We start from the raw sequence: 23,868 nt of genomic DNA on the forward strand, positions 1-23,868 counted from the left end.
CCCATTAAAACGGGGCGACAAGTACAGTTTATAAATAATGAATCACGCAAAAAGCTGAGCTATGTAGACAAAATGAAAGTAAAAATAGACAGCCCAATCGGACGACGACAATACAGTAAGCGATTAGGCTGTATTGAACCCGTGTTCGGCAATATTACAGTCAACAAGGACATGAATAAATTGACCTTACGGGGTCAAACGAAAGTGAATACGCAATGGCAACTGTATTGCCTTGTTCATAATATAGAAAAACTACAAAACACGATGCATTAAGAAGGGGAAGCCCTTTTAACCTAAATAAAAGCCACTCAACCACTCGTAATCCCGTCCAAAACGCCAATTTAAACAACACTAAACACTTCTTTATATGCTGCGTAAAAATACAGTAATCGATTGAACCAAAATAGGAACTCAGCTATGGTTTGTTTATCAATAAAAATAAATAAAAAACGAGTTAATCTACAGGCTCGTTAAATTCCTGAGGAAGTATGAGCAATAAAGAAATAGTTATATTTGCTTCGATCGTATCAGCAGGCTTGATCACACCTGAAGAATATATTTCATGTTGTGATGATCTTATACTAAAAGAAGATGAGCCTTGCGAGTTGATAATGGATCTTGCTTTATTGAAAGATAAAGATGCAGCCGTTAAACGCTTGCTTAGCGAGGCATATGATAACTTTGAAGAAATGTATCCATTCCCAGAAACTGGATTTTTCGAGGTTTGCGTAGAATTTATCAAATTTCAATCCGGTAACGTTGGTTGGAGTGACTTCCTTCGTTCTGCGATTCTTATAGCTGAGCAAGGTCGCTGCCAGTGGAGCGCGGACGACTTTAATAGGTTTCTGGAATCATATCTGGCAAACGACGAAAGCGAAATATTGACAAAAAATCAATCAGAGCATCTTGCCGGTGTGCTGAAAGAAGAAATTGAAAAAATAGACCTCTACCGAAAAATGGTAGAGCAACGAAATTTAACAAGTTTGTCCAGTTGACGTTTTGGTCTACGCTTCGTTTTGGGGTAGCTACGCCACTTTACCCCAAAACTACGCTCCAACCAAAACGCAACTGACAAAAGCGTTATGTTTCAGGGTGATTGTGGACGATATTGACAGGTTAATAATTTCAGAATCATCGGATTGTGAATTAGATTTATACCAAATTATTTATGATATACATTTCTATCGACCTGAATTAACTATTACTGAAAAGTACAAAACGGCTTTGTCTTCTTTGTTTAAATTAGAAGCTAGTCAGTATATAGAAATAATTGAGCAATTTTATGAAAGGACTGATTCAATGGTTAATGTATCGTCAGAGCGTATAATTGCTAGTTCGGAATTAGACCAAATATTAAAGCATCCAAAAGTGTGGGACCGAGCGCAAAATTTTGCAGCCGAGTCTGCATTAATTGTAACCGCTACACAGAAAGGTATCGGTGCAATAGAAACATAACGCGGAATAAACGGAATAAACTAGACATCCATCCTAAATTTGCACTTTCTAAGGTTAATGACTAAATTTCAATTAGTCTAAAAAGCGAGCAGGTGTTTTATGGCTATTGCAAGAAAGCGTCAGGTAAGTTTGGTTGATACAAAATATTATCACTGTATTTCACGCTGTGTACGTCGTGCCTTTCTGTGTGGTGAAGACCACTTTACAGGTAAGTCTTACGAACATCGACGAGGTTGGGTTAAAGATAAGCTACGTGAATTAGAAACGGTATTTTGTATTGATGTATGCGCTTACGCAGTAATGAGTAACCACACCCATTTAGTACTGTATATTGATGATAAAAAAGCAAATAGGCTGAATGATAAAGCGATTATTATTCGCTGGCATAAACTCTGTAAAGGCACCGTACTGACGCAAAAGTACATACAGGGTGAAAAGCTAAGTAAAGCTGAACTTATCTTTTTTAATCAAACAGTAAACAATACCGAGAGCGCTTATCAAGCATCAGCTGGTTTATGCGATTATTAAATGAAAACATTGCGCGCAGAGCGAATAAAGAAGATAACTGCACAGGACGATTTTATTCGCTGCCATCCATGGCGCTCACCCTTCGGGCCGCCTAAGGCGTTCAAAGTTGTTCCATACAACTTTGTGGGAGGGGCGCTTTACGTCTCAAGCATTATTAGATGAAGCTGCACTTGCCGCCTGTATGACGTATGTAGATTTAAACCCCATTAGAGCTAAAATGGCTAACACCCCAGAAGAGCCAGACCATACCAGCGTCCAAGAACGTTTAACACACGCAAAGGATGGCAAACAACCAAAAAAACTACTTCGCTTTGCAGGCATGCCACGCCAAATAATGCCAAAGGGACTCCCGTTTGAGCTTAAATCGTACCTAGAACTGGTTGAATTAACAGGACGTTGTATACGAGAAGACAAGCGAGGGTATATTGAAAGTACACACTTGCCTTTACTAGAAAGAGTGAGTATCTCCCCAGAAAACTGGTTAAAACTCACCACGCAATTTACATGTGTATTTCATGGTGCAGTAGGCAGGCCATCCTCACAAGCACGTTACTGTGAAAATTTAAACAGAAAGCGGCGGGCAAATATCAGTAATTGCGAAAAGCTACTCGCATAAGACTTAAACTTCTTAGTAAGAAATTAAAACTGTAATTATGCAGTTATTCTCATGCGTGTAATTTAGGTTTAAGGGTGCTAATGACTTACTAAATGGATGAAATTAAAATAACCTAGTAGGAAAGGTAAATAATTAACCTAAAAAGTAGATTTTATGGCACAGTTTTATTTTTTAATTAAAGTGGCTGTCTAGTTAGCTGTGGTTTGTGATATGAGATACATGATAATAAAATAAAGGCATCAATTTTGAGGTTTACAAACCAACTCGTTTTGACTTCAAGGGAGCGTCCATATATGCCTAGTTAGCTTCTATAAATTCAATACCTTTTCAAGGTAATCTGTACTGCGTGTCGCACAAATACTAAAGTGTTAGCTTTATAAAATAACTGTATCTACTAAGTCATATTATTAATAAAGATTAAAACCTAGGGAACCAAAACATGATCTTTCGTACAACGACCTGTTTCATCATTGCCTTTACTCTTGGTGCTTGTAAAAGTACTCCTGTTCAAACTAAAATTGGTGGAATAATAAGCCCTAATTATGTATTTCTAACTAATGTACAACAAGCAGTAAATGTTGGTGAAGTAATGACATCATCGGCACCACTTCTTGAACATAAGCAAGTTATTATTAGCACTCCCATTAAAGCTGAAACACCTCATAGAAATAAAGTGTTTAATGTAACTGTTGAACCAGGTTTATATAGATTGATTGCTGAAGATAATGAGGGGCAGTTTTATGAAGCAGAGGATACTGTTATTGATGTGAATTTACGCAAGGGCGTTGGTGGAATTTACATTCCAAATGAAAAACAAAGAAAACCAGCGCTTTATTGGCATTGGGAACATTCACTTAAGAACTCTCCTAATGGTGTGGTATATGTAGCATATTTTGATGATTTACCAAAATATAAAAGTACTAACGTTATTCAGGCTTCTAGCAATCATGGATTTGTTTCTACTATTACATATGCTGGCATTGCTGGGGGGCAAATAAAGTTAGTATATAGAGAGTACACTGATGGACTAGCTAGAGAAGCATTTACTCAAGAGGTTGCTTTAGATTATGTACCAGAAAGTACCTATGCTTATAAAAATGCAAAATTTATTATCCATAACGCAAATAATATGGAGGTTTCGTATACTTTGAAAACACCATTATAAATTAAGTTTATAATTGTGTTTGCAAAGCTAGCAAGGTACTTAAACGCAACTAAAACAGTTGGTTATGTTCCGCTTCGCTGCCCATCATTTTAGTCCGCTTAATGCGGCGTTGAGGCTGTAGAATTACTCTTTTTTAGAAAAACTGCTTGTTTTATGGGTTCCAAATGCATTACCTAATGCTTTAAAAGCGCTTAGAGTTAATTAAAGGAGCTCGTGTTTTAATTGAATTTGGCTGTTGGAGTTATTCTACATCCTCATTAGCTTTTTAGGAGTTACCAATTATGAATGAGATCGCTAAAAGTTATCCTCAGGTGATATTGGGAATCATAATTTTATCTGCTATTTTTGCAGCTATCCGGTTTATATTTTCTCAATATTTAGAAAATAAAAAAAGTAAGTTTTCAAAAAATAGAACTCATAAATAACATTCTAAAATTTAATGTTAATAAACCGAATTCTCGTCATAAATTTTTAACTGAACAAGCTTTTTCAGCCGTTTTCGGTCGTTTTTTTCATTCAATGAAGTAAAGGCATTGTTAAATTACGAATCACCTTCAGAAGCTGTTCTATTATTTTTAAAGGGAAGACAGTTTTTAAAGGTATCTAGAACTGGTAAAACACTTGTTCTAAAATCTAAATACCGTAAATTTACAGTGTTAAGAATTGACTTTTACTTACAAAATTTAAAGTTTTTCTTTTTCTATATTTTATTTTCACTCATTAACATTTTCCCAATTACTGTTATTTTTACTATTTATTCTAACAACAGTTGGTTAGTCCACAACCTCGGTTTTATTAATATATTTTGGGCGTTCATCGCTGGACTTTTAACAATAGTGTTAATGCTTTTGGCCTTATTAAGCATGTTACAATCCGGAAAAATAGACAAAGCATTTAAACTGGTCGCTAAAAACAGCTAAGCTAGGCAGTAATGAGGCAGGCTGTCTAGCGTCGGTGCTTTTATAGATGAGAAAACAATTAGTGTGGGCCTCGCTTGTGTAAAAACAAGCGGGGGCTTTTTTATGTGTTTAAAACAAATAAGAGATAGTTAGGTTACCAGATGCCGCAACATAGGTGCCTGATTGAAACATAAAATCTTCATATTCATCAGCTTGACGTAATGTTAAAACAAAATCTAACGCAGTAGGACCCCAATTATAACCTAAACCACCACCAAGCTGGAAGCCAGACATGGTTTCATTCTCACCTCGAGCACTCCACTTGTCAGAGAAGAAACCTGCACCACCATAGCCTCTAAAGCCTTTTTTAGAAAAGCCAACTCCACCATAAGCCATTAGGTCGAAGCCATCACTTTCTATATTTGAAAAGTCATCATTTTCTAATGAAAAATAGGTGCCTCTAATTTGAAAATGATTATTAACTGCGTAACCTGCTGCTATGTTAAAACCACTAAAATCTAAGTCTTCACTTGAGCTATTATCATTAACCAATGAAAAAGCATAAGCACCAGCTCCTATGCTCCAGTGTTTTTCTTGAACGGGTACCTGCTCGTTTGCATACGCATGCGAACCTAATATTAGCGATGATAAAAGTAAAGTTCCTTGGAATGTTTTTTTCATTATTTTTCCTATTTTATATTTTAAAATGTAGTTAAAAAAGCGTCATAAAAATAATTTATGAGACACGGTTGTTGTAATTGAAAACCCAACAATGAACAATCACTTACGGAGTTGTTTAAATGCAGCCGCCGATAAAAATCGGCGGGAGAGTAACCTATATGTATATTGTGTGTCTATAGTTAAGTTATTGTTTATCTATGGCATTTTACTATAGCCATATTTTAAATGGCGAATAGGATATCTATACACTAAGTCTATTACCTAGAATATTTTATTTTGAATTGGTTTGGCTTATTCATTAATCTGTTGTTGTAGAGCTACTTTAAAAGCATTAACCTGCGTTAAATCACTTGAAACAAACTCATTTTTGATATGCCCATGATCTTTTATATCCCTTTATTACTACCTCATTTTAAGCAAATTGAAATTGGCGATACACTAACATCGCTTTGGAGTGGCTGTGGCAGTATTGTGCAGTGCCAGCTTGATAATGAGCTATGCGTTATTAAGGCGATTAAAATCCCCAGCTATATAAATCATCCTAAAATTAAACAAAGCGAAGTTGCACTTAAAAGAAAGCAGTACTCCTATAACGTTGAATACACTTTTTATAAGCTTTATAGCCAGCATTTACCAAAACATGCGCAAAGTATTGACTGTATAAGCGCTATTAATAAAGATGATGAATACGCATTGGTGTTTAAAGACTTTACCAAACATGGGTTTAGTCAAGCAGGGCAGCAACATGTTAAAGCTATATTAAAATGGCTTGCACACTTTCATGCGTTTAACTTAAATAAGCCCGCTGATGGGTTATGGCAGCAAGGTAATTATTGGCATTTAAGCACACGCCCTGATGAGTTTAATAAACTTAAAGCAGCAGATGATAAAAAGTCCGATATTAAACACGCTGCGCTTAAAATAGATAAGCAGTTACAAAATTGTGAGTACAAAACGCTTATTCATGGCGATGCTAAACTAGCCAACTTTGCAGCTAGTGAGTGTGGTGAAATACGTGGCTACGATTTTCAGTATATAGGTGCCGGTAGCGGAATAATTGATGTGATGTATTTTATGACCAGTTGTTTAAGTGATGCACAATTATATGAATGTGCGGATGAATATCTTGCATATTATTTTGATAATTTAAAAGCGGCTATTACTACTTATCACCCAAAAGCACCTGCTGATAAAATAGCTAATGATTGGCTTGGTTTGTGGTCTGCTGCTTGGGCTGATTTTTATCGATTTTTAGCTGGCTGGAGTCCTGAGCATTATAAAGTTAATAGCTATATGCTTAAGCAGGTAAAAAACTGGTTAGCGAGTAACATTTAATAAACAAGCTTTGTTAGTCTCTTGCATAAATATCAAGCAAAACAATATATTTTGGCACGATGTATGAAAATCTCTTTAAAACTGCAGGTCAAAAGACCTTTTTTAATATAAAATACTGCAAATTCTTGTATCAGTAGGTTTATATCATGGCTATTCACGTTATTACTCACCCTCTTGTTCAACATAAACTTGGCTTAATGCGCGCGCATGGCATTAGTACTAAAAGCTTTCGTGAATTGTGTTCTGAAGTAGGTACATTATTAACCTACGAAGCTACCAAAAACCTTCCGCTTGAAGACAACGAAATTACCAGTTGGGATGGCAACAAATTAAATGTGCAGCATATTAAAGGTAAAAAAATTACGGTAGTGCCAATTTTACGTGCAGGCCTTGGAATGATGGACGGCGTAATGCAATTATTACCGGCTGCAAAAGTAAGTGTTGTTGGGCTTCAACGTAACGAAGAAACATTAGAGCCAATCCCATATTTTGAAAAGCTAGTTGGTAATATTGATGAGCGATTAAGCTTAGTTATTGACCCTATGCTTGCAACGGGTGGCTCAATGATTGCTACTATCGACATGCTTAAAAAAGCAGGCTGTAAAGAAATTAAAGTAATCATACTTGTAGCTGCACCAGAAGGTGTTGCTAAAACACTTGAAGCTCACCCAGACGTAGAAATATTTACTGCATCAGTAGACAGTCACTTAAATGAAAAAGGTTATATAGTGCCTGGTTTAGGCGATGCAGGCGATAAAATATTTGGTACAGTTTAGGAGCTTTAAGTGCAAAATAATGCCACTTTTTCGATAAAAACTATTTTAACCGGTGCACAAATGCTGTTTGTAGCGTTTGGTGCGTTGGTACTTGTGCCGCTATTAACTGGGCTCGATCCGAGTGTGGCATTGTTTACAGCAGGGTTTGGTACTTTGTTGTTTCAGGTAGTGACTAAAGGTCAAGTGCCTATATTTTTAGCCTCTTCATTTGCTTTTATTGCACCTATAATTGCTGCCGTACAAATGTGGGGAGTGCCCGCCACTATGGGAGGCTTAATGGCGGCAGGCTTTGCGTATATGCTGTTGAGCTTATTAGTAAAATATAAAGGCGTGGCAATGCTTCATCACATTTTACCACCAGTTGTAGTTGGACCTGTGATTATGGTTATTGGTTTAGCGCTTGCGCCAGTTGCTGTAAATATGGCAATGGGTAAAAGCGGCGATGGGAGCTTGCAATTAATTGATTACAACAGCGCTATTTTTATTTCGATGTTTTCGTTAGTGGTTACGCTTATTTTTGCAGTGTGGGGAAAGGGCGTATTTAAGCTTATTCCTATATTGGCAGGTGTTGTAGCGGGTTATAGCTTATCGCTTGGTTTAGGTGTTGTGCAATTTGACGCTGTAACGAATGCACAGTGGTTAGCTGTACCTAACTTTACGTTACCAGAATTTAAATGGCAGGCTATTTTATTTATGGTGCCTGTTGCTATTGCGCCTGCAATTGAACACATTGGCGATATGATGGCTATTAGCCAAGTAACCAATAAAGACTTTTTGAAAAAGCCTGGGCTTCACCGCACTTTATTTGGAGATGGCTTAGCCACATCAGCAGCCTCATTACTTGGCGGACCACCTAATACCACTTATTCAGAGGTAACAGGTGCGGTTATGTTAACTAAAAACTTTAATCCTAAAGTAATGATGTGGACTGCAATTATTGCTATTGCCTTGGCATTTATAGCTAAAATGGGCGCAGGGCTACAAACAATACCAGTACCTGTAATGGGCGGTATTATGATTTTACTTTTTGGATCTATTGCCGTTGTTGGTTTAAATACACTTGTTAAGTCGGGTGATGATTTAACTGCACCGCGTAATTTAAGTATTGTCGCGCTTATTTTAGTGTGTGGTATTGGTGGTATGCATATTGGTGGCAGCCAATTTAGTTTAGAAGGCGTAAGCTTATGCGCTATTTTAGGTATTATACTTAACTTAGTATTACCAAAAGCAGAGTCTGAGACCGCTTAATTTTGCACATTAGCTAATTAGTTTGCACCATAATAGCGCATTTCAAATGCGCTATTTTTTTAACTCATTAAAAAATATACAAAAATAATATTGGTCTAGTACCTGCATTTAACCCTACAGAACGCATTATATGCAAGGAGTTACTATGTCAGAGGCCAATATTGTGGATATAACCCCGTTTTTAGCAAAGCACCAACTGCCTTTAAAGTATCAATATTTGAGTGAGCAATATTTTGTTCCACTTGCGCATGACATTCTCGAATCAAAAAAAACATCAACTCCTATTTTTGTTGCTATAAATGGCTGCCAAGGCTCTGGAAAGAGCACGTTAGCTGATTTTTTAGTAACGTGGTTTTCAAAAAATACGGCACTAAACAGCGTTGCGCTGTCGATAGATGATTTTTATTTAACTAAACAGGCGCGTAAACAGTTAGCTGAAGATGTTCACCCTTTATTTGCGACTCGTGGTGTACCCGGTACACACGATACCGAGTTAATGAGTAGCACAATTTCGCAGTTATTAGCGGGTGAAATAAATGTGCCTTTACCTAGTTTTAATAAACATATTGATGATTGCATACCTAAAAATGAATGGCTAACTAACTCAGCGCCTGTCGATATTGTTATTTTAGAAGGGTGGTGTGTAGGCAGTGAGCCGCAACCATTATTTTCACTGAGTGAGCCACTTAACGAATTAGAGCAGTTTGATGATAAAGAAGGCGTTTGGCGCCGTTGTATAAACAGCTGTTTGGCCAATGAGTATAAAGCAATTTTTAATAAAATTGATTATACCGTTATGCTCAAAGCCCCAAGCTTTGGTGATGTGTTTACATGGCGACAAGAGCAAGAACAAAAACTAATTGCTAAAAAGGGTGCGGGTACAGGCACCATGACTAACGAGCAGTTAGTGTGGTTTATTTCTCATTTTGAGCGTATTACACGAGAAAATTTAAACACTTTAAGTAGCAAAGCAAACGCACTTATAGAACTCGATAGCAATCGCGATATAAGTGGCATGCATTTAATTAGTGACGATACTCTTCAACCTATTATTTTTACTGATCTTGACGGTACTTTGCTCGACCATGCTGATTACAATACCAGTAATGTGAGTGAGTTATTACAACAATTGCAAAGTGCTCACATTCCTGTGGTATTTAATACGAGCAAAACGTTTTGTGAAGTAGCTGAAATAAAAAATGAGTTAAGTATTCAACAACCTTTTATTGTTGAAAATGGCGCGGCAGTTTACATACCTGAAAACTACTTTGAACTAAAACCTATTGGTTGTAAAAAAGTGGGTGAGTACTGGTGTTTTGCACTTGCTAAGCCTTTATCGAGCTTACTGGGCGATTTAGAGTCACTTGATACACAGTATAAGGCTCATTATAAATTATTTAGTAACTTAACAAGCGAGCAAATATCTGAGCTTACAGGATTAACCGATGCACAAGCAAAGCGTGCACAAACACGAGATTATTCAGACCCACTTTATTGGTATGGCAGCGATAACTTACTAAACACCTTTGTACAAGATGTTAAAGCGCTTGGTTACGATATAAAAATAGGTGGTCGGTTTATTCATATTGCCAAAAATACAGACAAAAGCGCTGCACAGCAGTGGTTAGTTAAACAGTTTACCCATCATTTTAGAAAGCCTCTCACAGTTATAGCATTGGGCGATAGCGATAACGATAAGCAAATGTTAGAGCAAGCAAATATTGCCATTATTATTGCAAATCCGGCGAGTAAAAAGCCGGTTAAATTGTCACATAACAAGGCGCGATATTCACAATCACCAGCACCACTGGGTTGGGTTGAGGAAATAACATCACTGCCTTGTATAAATAGTATTTTAAGTATTACTGAGGAGAAAATATCTCATGGCTGATTTTTATCAAAATGGCGTAATTACTACATTACATAATATTGCTGACCGACCAATTGAAGACCTAGAAAAAGAATTATTAGGGTTCAGTAAGCAGCGTCCAATGGGGCTTATATTGCCTTCGCTATATAGCGAACTGGAGGGCTCTGCACTTAAAAATATAGTAAGCGAATTACGCGAAGTACCTTACTTATCGCAAATTACAATTGGCCTCGACAGGGCAGATGAAGCACAGTATCGACATGCGCTCAGCTTTTTTAAAGAACTAAATCAAAATCATAAAGTATTATGGAACGACGGTCCTCGCTTGCAAGCACTCGATAAAGAACTACAAGAACTTGGCGTTGCACCACGAGAGCTTGGTAAAGGCAGAAACGTTTGGTATTGCATGGGTTATAAGCTAGCAACGGCGGAAGTAGAGTCTATAGCATTGCACGATTGCGATATTTTAACCTACGATAGGAGCTTACTTGCTAAGCTAATTTACCCAGTGGCGCATCCTCGTTTTAACTATGAGTTCTGCAAAGGCTTTTACCCGCGTACAGCAAATGGAAAAATTAATGGTCGTGTATCACGTTTATTAGTTACGCCATTACTGCGTTCATTTAAAACAATATTAGGTAACCGCGACTACTTAGAATACATGGACTCGTTTAGATACCCATTAGCGGGTGAGTTTTCGTTTAGACGTGACGTACTAAACGATATTCGTATTCCAAGCGATTGGGGATTAGAAATTGGCGTATTAAGCGAGATGTACCGTAACTACTCGCATAACCGATTATGCCAAGTAGATATAGCCGATAACTACGATCATAAACATCAAGAACTATCGCTTGACGACCAAAGTGCTGGGTTATCTAAAATGTCGATTGATATCACCAAAGCATTATTTAGAAAGCTAGCAACGCAAGGTGTTACGTTTACCAGTGAAACAATACGTTCGCTTAAAGCTACCTATTACCGTATTGGGTTAGACTTTATAGAAACCTACCACAACGACGCAATAATGAATGGTTTAACGCTTGATGTGCACCAAGAGGAAAAAGCAGTAGAAATGTTTGCACAAAATATTATGAATGCAGGTCAACACTTTTTAGACAACCCGATGGAAGCGCCATTTGTGCCAAGTTGGAACCGTGTTGTATCAGCAATGCCAGACGTGCTTGAACGCTTAAAAGAAGCGGTAGAGCTTGATAACGAAGAATATAGCTAACCCAAAAATAAGTAACCTGAGGTCAGGTTAAGTAATTAAAAATAAAAAGGGGCGCATGTGAGTACAGTTAACGAATTATTTTTACAACAGGTTGAGCATCATCTTCGGATAATTTATGACGATGTTGAACTACCTTTACCTATTACTGAGCTTGCTCAGCAACTGATTAAAATTATTTTAGGTAGCAGTCCACTGCGTGACCCTACACCGCATACAAATCGGTGGGATGAACAAGATATTGTTTTAATTGCGTATGGCGACTCAATTATTAAGCATGATGATAGCGAATTTGCAGTATCAAGCCCAATTGAAGCACCGCTCAAAACATTGCATAGGTTTATAAAAGAGCAATGTGATATGCAACTTAATGCTCTGCATATACTTCCCTTTTATCCGTACAGCTCTGATGAAGGCTTTGCGGTAATGAACTATGCGCAAGTAAACGAGTCTTTAGGTGACTGGCAAGACATTAAAAATATAGCCAAAGACGTAAAGCTAATGGCTGATCTAGTTATTAATCATTGTTCGAGCAGAAGTATATGGTTTGAAAACTTTTTAAACGATTTACACCCAGGTAAAGATTACTTTAAAACAGCCAGTTTAAATGATGACTTAAGCCAAGTAGTGCGTCCACGCACATCATCGCTTTTACATACTGTGAACACGCCTAGCGGCGAAAAGCATGTATGGTGTACATTTAGCCATGATCAAGTTGATTTTGATTTTGCAAACCCTGATGTTCTAAAAGAGTTTGTGGGTATTATTCGCCATTATTTAGATAATGGTGTGCGCTTATTTAGACTCGATGCTGTTGCTTTTTTATGGAAGCAACTAAATACAAATTGTATTAACTTACCGCAAACACACGAAGCTGTTAGATTAATGCGCACGCTTATTGAGCACGTAGAGCCAAGCGTGGTTATAATTACCGAAACAAATATCCCAAATCAAGAAAACCTATCGTATTTTGGTAACGCAAATGAAGCGCATGCTATTTATAATTTTGCACTGCCGCCATTATTACTACATACATTATTAAGTGGTGATAGCACCGCCCTTAAACATTGGATGATGAGCATGCCGCCTGCACAAAATGGCACCGCTTATTTTAACTTTATTGCATCGCATGATGGGGTAGGGCTTCGTCCAATTGAGGGATTACTACAGCCAAGCGAAGTGGCTTCTTTAGTTACAACCACTATGCAGTTTGGTGGTCGGGTATCTATGCGTACTAGTAACGATGGCACGCATACGCCTTATGAACTCAATATTGCATTATTTGATGCGCTACAAGGTACGCACAATGGGCCTGATAAGTTTGGGCTTGAGCGATTTATGTGTGCTCATGCAATTATGTTTGCGCTTGAAGGCATACCAGGTTTGTATATTCATAGTTTATTAGGCACAACAAACGATTATGAGCGTTTTGAAAACTCACAGCATAACAGGGCTATTAACCGTCATCGTTGGCAAGAATCTAAACTATTAGCTGCGATCAGTGAAAAATACAGCCATCATCATAAAGTATTTAACGGTATTAAATCGTTATTGGGGGTACGCAAAAAGCAAAGTGCATTTCATCCAAATGCAACGCAGTTTACACTGCACTTAGCGGGAGGTTTGTTTGGTTTTTGGCGCCAAAGTATCGACAGACAACAAAGTGTATTTTGTGTTTACAATATTAGTGATAAGCCTGAAACACTTAAGTTAGCTGATTTAAACTTAATAGATACACAGCAGTGGTTTGATTTAATTGCTGATAAACTGATAGAAGAAGGGCAGCTCACTATTGAAATGGAGCCATATCAAAGTGTGTGGTTAAGTAATATAAAATAGCTTAACGTATATATAAAAATGCCAGTTTGTTTAATCAACTGGCATTTTTTTAACTAAAAACTATTAATTACTTTAAATTAAAGTTTATATGAGAGGCTAACATAGCCAAAACGACCAATGTTGTCGTAACTTGCGCTCTTTTCGCCTGTTCCACTCGTACCGTAAGGTAACTCGCGATTAAATACGTTATCAACACCAAATTTAACGGCAACACCGCTATCAAAGCTATAGCCAACAGTAATATCGGTTATAAAATATTTACCGTAAGACATTTGACTGCTTGGATTAGGGTTGCTATCAAGTGAGAAATTTGTGTATAGCTCTACTTCACTCAAAAAGCGTGTTTCAAACGTAGAGAAAAAACGATCATACGTGTAGTTCACAGATAGGTTTGTCTGCCATTTTGCTTCACCAGAAGTACCGGCTGCTTCAATATAACTCGAAGGATCATCTTGGAAAGGGAAGTCTTTACGTTCAATTAAGTAAGTACCTATTAAGCGTGTTTTAAAGCTACCTTCAAGTGCGTCAAAATCGTAGCCTAGTTCGAAATCGATACCTGATGCTTCTTGACCGGCAACATTTAGTACTGAATTTTGAATTAGTGAAATTTCGCCATTGGCATCGCGTGTAATAAGGTTACAATATTGGTTATTAACACCGGTTGTGCTATCTACACAACGATCAAGAATATCTTGAGCATCAATTGTATCAATTGCATCATCGAGTTCAATTTTCCAGTAATCTATTGTAAGTACAGCGTTCTCTAAAAACTCAGGTTGGTAAACAATACCCACAGTTGTACTGGTTGATTCTTCACCTTTAACATCTCGGTTACCGCTTTGTAAGCCATCGATACTTGCCGAATCATAGTCAGAGTTAAAGTCGGTTGCGACGTTTAATGCTGCACAATTAGCACGACGAGTAGAGCCATTTTGTAAATCGTTAAGATTTTCTGAGCGACAAGGATCATCAATATTATAGAAAGTTTGGCTTGGAGCACCAAATACTTCGCCTATATTAGGCGCGCGAAGTGCTGCAGATTGCGTAACACGAACACGTAGTTCGTCATTAACTGTCCAATCAAGTCCTAACTTCCAACTTGTTGCTTCCCCAATAGTGCTGTAGTCAGCATGACGCACTGCAGTATCAAAGACTAAATCTTGAATAAATGGTAGGTCAGTTAATATAGGCATTGATGTTTCAAAAAACACTTCGCGTACGTTAAATGAGCCTTCATCTTCGCCTAATGCATTAAAGAACGTACCTTCTGCGTTATCAGGCTCTTTTGTTTCGCTTTCTTCTTTACGGTATTCAGCACCAAAAGCAACACCAACATAGCCAGCTGGTAGCTCAAAAATAGCGCCGTTTGCAAGTGATGCAGAAACGACAGTTTGTTTAATTGTAGAAGTACCAATTGACACTGTATTAATATAATTAATAGCGTCTTGTGTTGGTGCACCATTACCCATAATATTTACTGGTACACAGCCTTCTGCTTGTGCTGCAGCACTACGACACACAATGTTGCCATTTGTATCTTCAACGGCATCAAGCGCATTAAAGTAGTTAGCTAAAATCATGTTAGCGCCGTTTTCACGCTCTAGATCTGTTTGACCGTATACTATTGAGGTATCTAATTCCCAGTCTTTAAAAACAGTGCCTTTTAAACCGGTAACAAAGCGGGTTGTTTCACGTGTGTTGTTTTCTATACGACGCCCTAAATCAGACATCATACGATTAATCATAATTGACTCTACACCTTCGCTTTCCATACGGGCTTTAATATCAGGTGCTAAGTAGGCATTATCAATTTTAATGCTATTTTCATCGTCATAGAAAAAGAATGCAGGTTGACCTATGCTTTCACCTTGGCTGTTTACGTATTTAGCATCAAAGTAAACGTTTAAGTCGTCGGTAATATCGTAATTTGTTTTAAAGTTAACATTGTAGCGTTTAAACTCTGGTTGAACTTCTTCATACTGACCAAGGTTAAAGTAGTCACACTCAGCGCAAAGTAAGCCATCTACATTATTGCCTAAGTATAAATTACGAGATGAGCTGTCAGGGTTAAAGCTATTTGTAAAGCCATCTTCTAATGCGTAAACGCCAGCATCATTAATTGCATAATAGCCTGCATTAGGAGTTAAAATTTTATCAGGGAAATTAATGTCATCTTTATTTGCGTCTGTTTGAGCTGTATTACGTAAACTACTAAATGATGTACTTGTCCATGGATGATCAAGTGCATTTAATGAATCTTGACCAGAATATTCCACTGCAAATGCAGCATTACCACGACCATTATCGAAATTAGAGCCGTATGAGAAAGATACTTTTTCGTTATTGTAGCTGCTTAGATCGGCAAAACCACGAGTAACGCTAAAGTCCATCCCTTCAATGTTATCTTTTAGAATAAAGTTAACAACACCAGTTACCGCATCAGCACCGTATACAGCAGATGCACCACCGGTAATTATTTCAACTCGCTCAACCCAAACGCTTGGGATTGTATTCGTATCTACTGCCTGAGAGCCAGCTGAACTAGACACATGACGTTTACCATTAACAAGCACAAGTGTTCGGTCTGTGCCCATATTACGTAAATCAAGCAGATTCAATCCTGCAGTACCAATAGAGCGACCCGAATTAGCTAAAGAGTAAGTATTACCCAATGCTGGTAAATTATTTAGGGCTTCACCAATATTAACAGCGCCAGTATTCATAAGCTGTTCGCCGGTGATCACTGTAACCGGTGCAGGTGCTATTGCGCCTTCGCGTAAAATACGTGAGCCAGTTACTTCTACGCGTTCAATTTTAGTTATTGCTTGCTCATCTTGAGCAAGTACAGAATTACTAGCTGTTGCAGCAGCTGTAATTAGAGCAAATTTAATGCTATTACAAATTAAAGAATGTTTCATTGTTTTCCCAAGAGCGGTTATTTTAGTGCAACCAAATAGACTAAATAAAGTGTTTAAAACACAATAAATAGCGCTATTTATAATTCATTTTATTATTTAAGGCGCAATTATGGCACGGTGAAATAATGAATAAAAGTACGTTAATTTAACGAATGTTAATGAATATTAAGGATATTTATTTTTAACCTGTTTTTTATTGATGCAATTATTGCAATTGTAATTGGCTTTGTATTAGCCCTTAATAAAGTGGGGTTTAAACTTGTTGCTTGAGAAGCGAACGTTATGATGGATTTTTATATATGTTTAGGTCGTTATTTAGCAGGATTGTTTATTTTAACGCTATGGTATTTATTTACTTTTTTTATACGTAACTAACTTAATCGTTATAGCTGATCTTTTATCACTCAATTAAGTTTATTAAGTGTAAAATATAGCTCTTTTTATAATCGCTAAATAATCCATATTAATTAGGGGATTTAAAATAAACAATGCGGAATATGAATATATTTCATTTTATTGGGTGAAAATATGCATAAAAAATTTATTTAATCGTCACTAAATAGAGTGACACACATAAAAAAGGCTCAATTTATGAGCCTTTTACTATAAATTAAACTTACATACTATATGAGAAAGTAATATAGCCAAAACGACCTATATTATCGTAGCTAGCAGAACCTTCTCCATCTCCGCGCGTACCAAAAGGCAGCCCACGATTGAATAAGTTATCTACGCCTACTTTTAAGCCAACACCATTATCAAAGTTATAACCTACTGTCATATCTGAAATAACGTAAGTACCATAGCTAGTTAAGCTATTTGGGTTAGGGTTATCACTTAATTCTTGATCTGTGTATAAGCTTACTTCTTCAATATAACGCGTACTGAATGTTGTATATAAATTCTCGTAGCTATATTCAAGATTTAAGTTAGCTTGCCATTGTGCTTCACCTGTAACACCTGCGTTTTCTATATAGTCACTAGGTTCATCTTGGAACGGGAATTCTTTTCGCTCAATCAAGTATGTACCTATGAGGTTCGTTCTAAAGCTACCCCCTAATGCATCAAAATCGTAACCTAATTCAAAATCGATACCAGATGCTTCTTGACCAGCAACGTTAAGTGCTGAATTTTGTATTAATGATATTTCACTATTAGCATCACGGGTAATTAAACTACAGTATTGATTAGAAATACCTGAGCCGCTATCTACACAGCGATCTAAAATATCCTGCGCACTAATATAGTCAATTGCATCTTCAATTTCAATTTTCCAGTAATCGATAGTTAGTGTTGAATTTTCTATAAATTCTGGTTGGTACACTAAACCGATTGTAGTACTTGTTGACTCTTCGCCTTTAACTTCACGATTACCACTGCTTAAACCTTCAAGTGTTTGTGAGTCATAATCTGAATCAAACCCTGTAGGTACACCTAGTGCAGCACAGTTTGTACGACGTGTACTGCTGTTTTGTAAGTCGTTTAAGTTATCAGCCTGACAAGGATCGTCAACATCATAGAAAGTTTGACTTGGTGCACCAAAAATTTCACCAATATTAGGTGCTCTTAGTGCTTCTGATTGAGTTAGACGAAAACGTAACTCGTTGTTTAGACTCCAATCAAGACCTAATTTCCAGCTAGTTGCATCACCAATTGTACTGTAGTCAGCATATCGTACAGCTGCATCAAATACTAAATCTTGAACAAATGGCATATCTGAGAGTAGTGGAACAGATACCTCTGTAAAAATTTCTTTTACATCAAAGTCACCTTTATCTTCACCAAGTGCATTAAAGAACGTACCTTCAGCATTATCAGGTTCTTTTGTTTCACTTTCTTCTTTACGGTATTCAGCACCAAAAGCAACACCAACGTAACCTGCAGGTAGTTCAAATAAAGCACCATTGGCAAGAGACGCAGATACTACAGTTTGAGTTATTTCTGATGTGCCAGTTGATACTGTATTAATGTAGTCAATTGCTGCATCACTAGGTGCGCCAAAGCCCATAATATTTACTGGTACACAGCCTTGTGCTTGAGCAGCTTCGCTACGACAAACAATATTACCGCTATCGTCTTTAACTGCATCGAGTGCATTAAAGTAGTTAGCTGTTATCATGTTTGCGCCATTTACGCGCTCTAAATCAGTTTGACCACGCACTATTGACGCATCTAAATCCCAATCACTAAACACAGTGCCTTTAAGGCCTGCTACAAAGCGAGTAGTTTCGCGCGTATTATTCTCGATACGACGACCTAAGTCAGTCATCATTCGGTTAAGGCTAATTGATTCAACGCCTTTACCGTCGTCAGCTGCTTCCATAAGAGCTTTTACACTCGGATCTAAGTAAGCATTATCAATTTTAATGCTATTGTCAGGATCAAAGAAAAAGAATGCAGGTTGACCAATACTTTCGCCTTCACTGTTTACGTATTTAGCTTCAAAGTATGCATTAAGATCGTCAGTCACATCGTAATTAACTTTAAAGTTTACATTGTAACGTTCAAATTTAGGTTGAATCTCGTCAAATTGAGCTAGATTAAATGAGTCACAATCGGCACATAATAAACCATCAACATTATTACCAGTATAAATATCACGGTGAGAGCCGTCAGAATTAAAGGTATTAACAAAACCATTACCTAAATCAAACACACCCGCATTATTTAACGCGTAGTAACCTGCATTTGGTGTATATATTTTATCAGGAAAATTAGGATCGTCTTTATTTGAATCATTTTGTGCTTGGTTTCGTAAGCTTGAATATGACCCATCAGTCCATGGATGATCTAATGCATTTAAAGACTCTTGAGCTGAGTATTCAACTGCAAACGCAGCATTACCACGACCACTATCAAAATTAGAACCGTACGAGAACGTTACTTTCTCATTATTGTAATCGCTTAAGTCTGAAACACCTTTAGTGGCGGTAAAATCTAAGCCTTCAATGTTATCTTTAAGTATAAAGTTAACAACACCTGTTACAGCATCAGCACCGTAAACAGCAGACGCACCACCGGTTACTATTTCTACGCGCTCAACCCATACGCTAGGAATGGTGTTTGTATCAACAGCTTGAGAACCTGCAGAGCTTGATACATGGCGCTTACCATTTACAAGTACAAGCGTACGGTCGGTACCCATATTACGTAAATCAAGAATATTTAGACCTGCAGTACCAATAAAGCGACCTGAGTTTGCAAGCGAGTAAGTATTACCTAAAGCCGGCAGTTTATTTAGTGCCTCACCAATATTTACTGCACCTGTATTAAGTAATTGCTCACCAGTAATTACAGTTACTGGTGCCGGAGCAATAGCTCCTACGCGGCTTATTTTAGAGCCTGTTACTTGTACACGTTCTATTTTTTGAGTATCTGCGTCTGCTGCAATAGCTGTGTGTGATAAACCAATAGCGCTTAAACACAGCGCCGTTTTTATACTGCTTGAGATTTTGTTGTAAGATTTCATGTTATCCCCTAGATGAATCGTTTGTTTTTAAAATTACTTGCAACATAATTTTCATGTTAATAGTTATTTGACTATAAAATTTACATTACGTACCTAGATTTAACACTTAATTTGACTGGGGTAATTAATTTTCGTTGATCCTACAAATAAAAGCGATAAAATAACTTGTTAAAATTCAATTAAAACAATGACTTAAAATTGTAATAGTTAACGTTATGGTTTTGTTTTTATCAACATGTAAATGCTATGTTTATTTTTGTTTTTGTTATCTTCATGAATTTACGGTAATTATATGGGGGGTTAATTGATGACTTAATTAACTGTTTCTAAAAAGGGGATTGTATTTCATGTTAATGTTGCGTTTTAGAGGGGCAAAGGTTGTTATATACTCAAATGAAATATTAAGATAAATAATATCTCAATAAAATAATTTTCTATTCATACTTTAACTGTAAAGCCCCTTTACAGTTAAAAAGCAATGTTTGCATCGTACTTTCCTTTGTATAATTGATACAATTAGCTGTCTTTAATTTATAAGGTTGTTTATGAAATTTTTATTTATATTTATTACGCTGCTATTTAGTTCATTAGCATTTTCAAATCAGCCCGTTGATCTTGAAATAAACATGAAAAATACAGGTCTTGCCTATAAACAAGCAGTACAAGCAACGGATCTTACTACGTTCAATACAGCAATAGACGAGTTTATTAAGCTGGTTAAAGTAAGTAAAACCGCTAAATTTTACAAAAAGCCTGAACAATCATTACAAGGTCTTGATAAAGTGATTGCTCAAGCAGAGCTTGCTAAAAAATCAGCTAACGAGCAGGGACTTACTGAAGCAAAATCATCTTTGAAAAATATAGATAACTTACGTAAAAAGTATCATGAGTTACATGAACCACCGGGATTTTTTGAATTATTATTCGGCTCATAATCACACGTGTAAATAATCAGATTTTTTAGCAAGTATTTTTCCTACTAACAGCTATGACTTTTTTATAACAGAGATATAGCTATTAGAATTCTTTACTAGCAAAAAGTAAACGTAACCATATTAATAAATAAGTAACTATTTTAACCAAAACATTGGTTATATAAGGAGTAGCAATGGAAATTTCAGTTTCAATGTTAGAAGGTCAAAAGCAAAGCGCAAAATTTGGCGATTTAGAAGTAGTAAGCGATCAAAGTGTTGCTGCAGGTGGTAATGCAGAACATCCCGAACCATTTGATTACTTTTTAGTAAGTATGGTTTTATGCGCCGGATTTTATGCTCGTAAATTTTGCGAGCAACGTGATATTTCTACCGAAGGTATGACTCTTAAACAAAATAATGAAAATGTTGACGATAACGGGAAAAAGTTATTCTCTATTGAGATCAGTTTGCCAGATGGTTTTCCTGATAAATATAAAAAAGCACTAATTGCCGCTGTTAATACATGTACTGTTAAAAAAGTAATTCAGGCCGTTCCTGAGTTTTCAGTTGTTGTAAAATAATTTACTTATTAACCCAGAGGTTTATGCCTTATAAGCCTCTGGGTGTCTTTATTACTATTTCTTTTTCATTCCTTGAACTGCTTTGAAACGTGGGTTATTTTTACAAATAACGAATACACGACCTTTACGCTTTACTATTTGACAGCCAGGGCGTTGTTTTGCGCTTTTAAGTGAACTAAGTACCTTCATTGTTACGCTTCCTTTTTACCAGACGAAAGACCTTTAAAGCGACGATTGAACTGTGCAACCCGTCCGTCGGTTGTAACTGACTTTTGCTTACCAGTGTAAAAAGGATGAGAGTCACTAGACACATCTATAGGCACGTACGGATAAGTTTTACCCTTGAGTTCGATTGTACGATTAGTTTTAATAGTTGAGCCAATAATGAAATAACTATCGGCAGCTGTGTCGTGAAAAGCTACCTCGTTGTAATCAGGATGAATGTTTGGTTTCATGATACACCTATATAAATGTTATGTGATATTGTATCATTTAATTTAACTCATTTATTTATACTTTGCAAATGATTTTAAAAGCTTCTAAAAGCATCAATTTGATGGCTATTTGTGCAAACAAATCAAAAAATAAGCACTTAGATCAAAAATGCTGGCTATTGCCGTTTAGGCTGTTATAACTATATTTAAGTTAATTAAAAACGTTAACAAACGCATTTAAAAGTAGAGCACAGAGGTAACGTATGAGTGACGCAACAAAACAAGAAGAACAAATTGATCAAGGGGTAATGGATACCCTAAGAGAGCGCGACCATAGTGTTTTAGCTCAGCAACTTAACCCTCTAAGTTGTAATAATAATGATATTGTAGAACTACTTGCCCATTACATGGCATTGAGTGAACAAGATAATGACGAGCTGTTTGATGATTGGTTCGATAACTTGTCAAAAGAACAACATACTGTATTAAAGGTATTTGAAGTGTATCGGGGTCAGTACGAACACCAAAACTAAGCTAACCATATGAAGTTTGTTTTTTACTTATTATTAGTTACTTAATATAGCTTTATTGGGTAACTAAAATAAGATTTTAGTTTATTTGCTTAACGTAAGTAATAAATACAACGGTTAGGTGGTTTTTTAATTATGCCTAAAAGAAGTACCCTCATTTATAAATTAGCGTTAATGCCGCATAGGCAGTGCCTAATAGCTAGTAACTCATCGATAATCACTAATAAATAGTCTCTGACATCCTTTTCTAAATAACGAACTAATTCATTCAAACTAATACTTAACATGGTTGTGTATATGTTACACCAGTCAGTAATAACACTTAATCAGTTTTAGGCATCAAACCTGACCGCTACCTACATAAAACTTCTTATTTACGACAGTATAAATACAGAAGGTAGAGCAGTGCAGAAGTAATAAAAGAGAATTACGGAATAACGAATTTTTTATCAATAACGTATTCTTACCTCAAATAAATTACTTAATTAAGTAATTTGGTGTTAAAAATTTGGTATTAAAAATCATTTTGAGAAGTTACTTGGGAAGTTAATTGTATTTAGGAGGGAAGGGTCTTGATATGAAGCTTATATAAATTAACGAAATTAAAAGCTAAGTTTGGAATATAAAGTAGAAATTAAGAATATAAACAAAGTAGCAATAAAATGAAGACATAAAAAAACTCACTTATAGATAAACTACAAGTGAGTTATTAATGTGTAAATAAACACATTAACTAAAACATGTTAGATAGAAACGATGTTTTCAGCTTGAGGACCTTTTTGACCTTGTGTAACAGTAAACTGTACACGTTGGCCTTCAGCTAGAGTTTTGAAACCGTCGCCAGAGATTGCGCTGAAATGAGCGAAAACATCAGGACCAGATTCTTGTTCAATAAAACCAAAACCTTTTGCTTCATTGAAAAATTTTACAGTACCAGTAGTTGTGTTAGACATAATAAATATCCTAGAAATTAATAAAAATGTGCCTGAAATAGGCGATTGAGCCGAAAAAAATTATTTAACTGAGGACAACGCGAAAAATTATTACTAATAACAACGTGGTACTTACAAATAAACAGAACTTCTTTCAAGCTTATATATATTGATGGATTATTACTAACCCATCAATGAAAACATGTTAGATACAAACGATGTTTTCAGCTTGTGGACCTTTTTGACCTTGTGTAACAGAAAACTGTACACGTTGGCCTTCAGCAAGAGTTTTGAAACCGTCGCCAGAAATCGCGCTAAAATGAGCAAAAACATCAGGACCAGATTCTTGTTCGATAAAACCAAAACCTTTTGCTTCATTAAAAAATTTAACTGTACCAGTAGTTGTAGACATAATAGATATCCTAGAAATTAATAAAATTTGCCTAT

General features: G+C 36.4%; 20 protein-coding genes and 1 pseudogene. 14 read left to right on the forward strand and 7 right to left on the reverse strand.

Features of this window, described 5'->3' with window-relative positions; translation table 11 throughout:
- The 5 genes and pseudogenes from GQR56_RS05855 to GQR56_RS05875 all read left to right on the forward strand — a co-directional run.
- On the forward strand, window positions 1–273 hold a 273-nt coding region (locus GQR56_RS05855; protein WP_206018107.1), incomplete at its 5' end, for a transposase.
- 215 nt (window positions 274–488) lie between these two features.
- Window positions 489–995 carry a hypothetical protein gene (locus tag GQR56_RS05860; protein WP_166109481.1) on the forward strand — a complete coding sequence of 169 codons (507 nt, stop codon included), beginning with the start codon at window positions 489–491 and terminating at the stop codon, window positions 993–995.
- Window positions 996–1,098: 103 nt separating this feature from the next.
- A complete protein-coding gene (locus GQR56_RS05865) occupies window positions 1,099–1,455 on the forward strand; it encodes a hypothetical protein (protein ID WP_166109483.1) in 357 nt (118 codons plus the stop codon).
- Window positions 1,456–1,554: 99 nt separating this feature from the next.
- Window positions 1,555–2,599 (forward strand): annotated as a pseudogene (locus tag GQR56_RS05870) (transposase).
- Between the two features lie 439 nt (window positions 2,600–3,038).
- Complete coding sequence (locus GQR56_RS05875) at window positions 3,039–3,764, forward strand: hypothetical protein (protein ID WP_166109485.1); 726 nt, start codon at window positions 3,039–3,041, stop codon at window positions 3,762–3,764.
- 1,028 nt (window positions 3,765–4,792) lie between these two features.
- On the opposite strand, the gene GQR56_RS05880 is transcribed toward GQR56_RS05875, so the two are convergent.
- The gene (locus tag GQR56_RS05880; protein WP_166109487.1) at window positions 4,793–5,344 is read right to left on the reverse strand and encodes an outer membrane beta-barrel protein; all 552 of its coding nucleotides are present in this window, start codon (window positions 5,342–5,344) and stop codon (window positions 4,793–4,795) included.
- Window positions 5,345–5,722: 378 nt separating this feature from the next.
- Here GQR56_RS05880 and GQR56_RS05885 point away from each other — a divergent pair, with 378 nt between their 5' ends.
- The 6 genes from GQR56_RS05885 to GQR56_RS05910 all read left to right on the forward strand — a co-directional run bounded on the left by GQR56_RS05885 (window position 5,723) and on the right by GQR56_RS05910 (window position 13,643).
- Complete coding sequence (locus GQR56_RS05885; protein WP_166109489.1) at window positions 5,723–6,679, forward strand: kinase; 957 nt, start codon at window positions 5,723–5,725, stop codon at window positions 6,677–6,679.
- 146 nt (window positions 6,680–6,825) lie between these two features.
- Window positions 6,826–7,455: a uracil phosphoribosyltransferase gene (gene upp, locus GQR56_RS05890; RefSeq protein ID WP_166109491.1), complete on the forward strand. Its 630-nt coding sequence runs from the start codon at window positions 6,826–6,828 to the stop codon at window positions 7,453–7,455.
- 9 nt (window positions 7,456–7,464) lie between these two features.
- Window positions 7,465–8,703 carry a uracil-xanthine permease family protein gene (locus GQR56_RS05895; protein WP_166109493.1) on the forward strand — a complete coding sequence of 413 codons (1,239 nt, stop codon included), beginning with the start codon at window positions 7,465–7,467 and terminating at the stop codon, window positions 8,701–8,703.
- Between the two features lie 145 nt (window positions 8,704–8,848).
- Complete coding sequence (locus GQR56_RS05900; protein ID WP_166109495.1) at window positions 8,849–10,594, forward strand: HAD-IIB family hydrolase; 1,746 nt, start codon at window positions 8,849–8,851, stop codon at window positions 10,592–10,594.
- Entirely contained in the window at window positions 10,587–11,807 is a 1,221-nt protein-coding gene (locus GQR56_RS05905) for a glycosyl transferase (protein WP_024611431.1), read from the forward strand. Before GQR56_RS05900 ends, GQR56_RS05905 begins: the two co-directional genes overlap by 8 nt.
- A 57-nt stretch (window positions 11,808–11,864) precedes the next feature.
- Complete coding sequence (locus tag GQR56_RS05910; RefSeq protein ID WP_166109497.1) at window positions 11,865–13,643, forward strand: sugar phosphorylase; 1,779 nt, start codon at window positions 11,865–11,867, stop codon at window positions 13,641–13,643.
- Window positions 13,644–13,720: 77 nt separating this feature from the next.
- Here the strand turns inward: GQR56_RS05910 and GQR56_RS05915 are convergent, their stop codons facing one another.
- Together GQR56_RS05915 and GQR56_RS05920 are read right to left on the reverse strand one after the other, a co-directional pair.
- Window positions 13,721–16,561, reverse strand: coding sequence for a TonB-dependent receptor (locus tag GQR56_RS05915; protein WP_166109499.1), 2,841 nt, complete (start codon window positions 16,559–16,561; stop codon window positions 13,721–13,723).
- A gap of 616 nt (window positions 16,562–17,177) precedes the next feature.
- On the reverse strand, window positions 17,178–20,030 hold the full coding sequence (locus GQR56_RS05920; RefSeq protein ID WP_166109501.1) for a TonB-dependent receptor: 2,853 nt from the start codon (window positions 20,028–20,030) through the stop codon (window positions 17,178–17,180).
- 545 nt (window positions 20,031–20,575) lie between these two features.
- Between GQR56_RS05920 and GQR56_RS05925 the strand changes: the two genes are divergently transcribed.
- The gene (locus GQR56_RS05925; protein ID WP_166109503.1) at window positions 20,576–20,965 is read left to right on the forward strand and encodes a cytochrome b562; all 390 of its coding nucleotides are present in this window, start codon (window positions 20,576–20,578) and stop codon (window positions 20,963–20,965) included.
- A gap of 173 nt (window positions 20,966–21,138) precedes the next feature.
- Window positions 21,139–21,525 (forward strand): OsmC family protein, encoded by a 387-nt coding sequence (locus GQR56_RS05930; RefSeq protein WP_024611426.1) that lies wholly within the window; start codon window positions 21,139–21,141, stop codon window positions 21,523–21,525.
- Window positions 21,526–21,579: 54 nt separating this feature from the next.
- Here the strand turns inward: GQR56_RS05930 and ykgO are convergent, their stop codons facing one another.
- A complete protein-coding gene (ykgO, locus tag GQR56_RS05935) occupies window positions 21,580–21,714 on the reverse strand; it encodes a type B 50S ribosomal protein L36 (RefSeq protein WP_002958669.1) in 135 nt (44 codons plus the stop codon).
- Between the two features lie 2 nt (window positions 21,715–21,716).
- Window positions 21,717–21,980 (reverse strand): type B 50S ribosomal protein L31, encoded by a 264-nt coding sequence (locus GQR56_RS05940; RefSeq protein WP_024611425.1) that lies wholly within the window; start codon window positions 21,978–21,980, stop codon window positions 21,717–21,719.
- 242 nt (window positions 21,981–22,222) lie between these two features.
- Between GQR56_RS05940 and GQR56_RS05945 the strand changes: the two genes are divergently transcribed.
- The gene (locus tag GQR56_RS05945) at window positions 22,223–22,492 is read left to right on the forward strand and encodes a hypothetical protein (RefSeq protein WP_024611424.1); all 270 of its coding nucleotides are present in this window, start codon (window positions 22,223–22,225) and stop codon (window positions 22,490–22,492) included.
- Window positions 22,493–23,232: 740 nt separating this feature from the next.
- Here GQR56_RS05945 and GQR56_RS05950 read toward each other — a convergent pair.
- Window positions 23,233–23,442 carry a cold-shock protein gene (locus tag GQR56_RS05950; protein ID WP_006792548.1) on the reverse strand — a complete coding sequence of 70 codons (210 nt, stop codon included), beginning with the start codon at window positions 23,440–23,442 and terminating at the stop codon, window positions 23,233–23,235.
- Window positions 23,443–23,626: 184 nt separating this feature from the next.
- Window positions 23,627–23,833: a cold-shock protein gene (locus GQR56_RS05955; RefSeq protein ID WP_029880466.1), complete on the reverse strand. Its 207-nt coding sequence runs from the start codon at window positions 23,831–23,833 to the stop codon at window positions 23,627–23,629.
- Between the last annotated feature and the right edge of the window lie 35 nt (window positions 23,834–23,868).

The organism is Pseudoalteromonas sp. Z9A5 (assembly GCF_011378875.1).
In the GTDB taxonomy this organism is placed as follows: domain Bacteria; phylum Pseudomonadota; class Gammaproteobacteria; order Enterobacterales; family Alteromonadaceae; genus Pseudoalteromonas.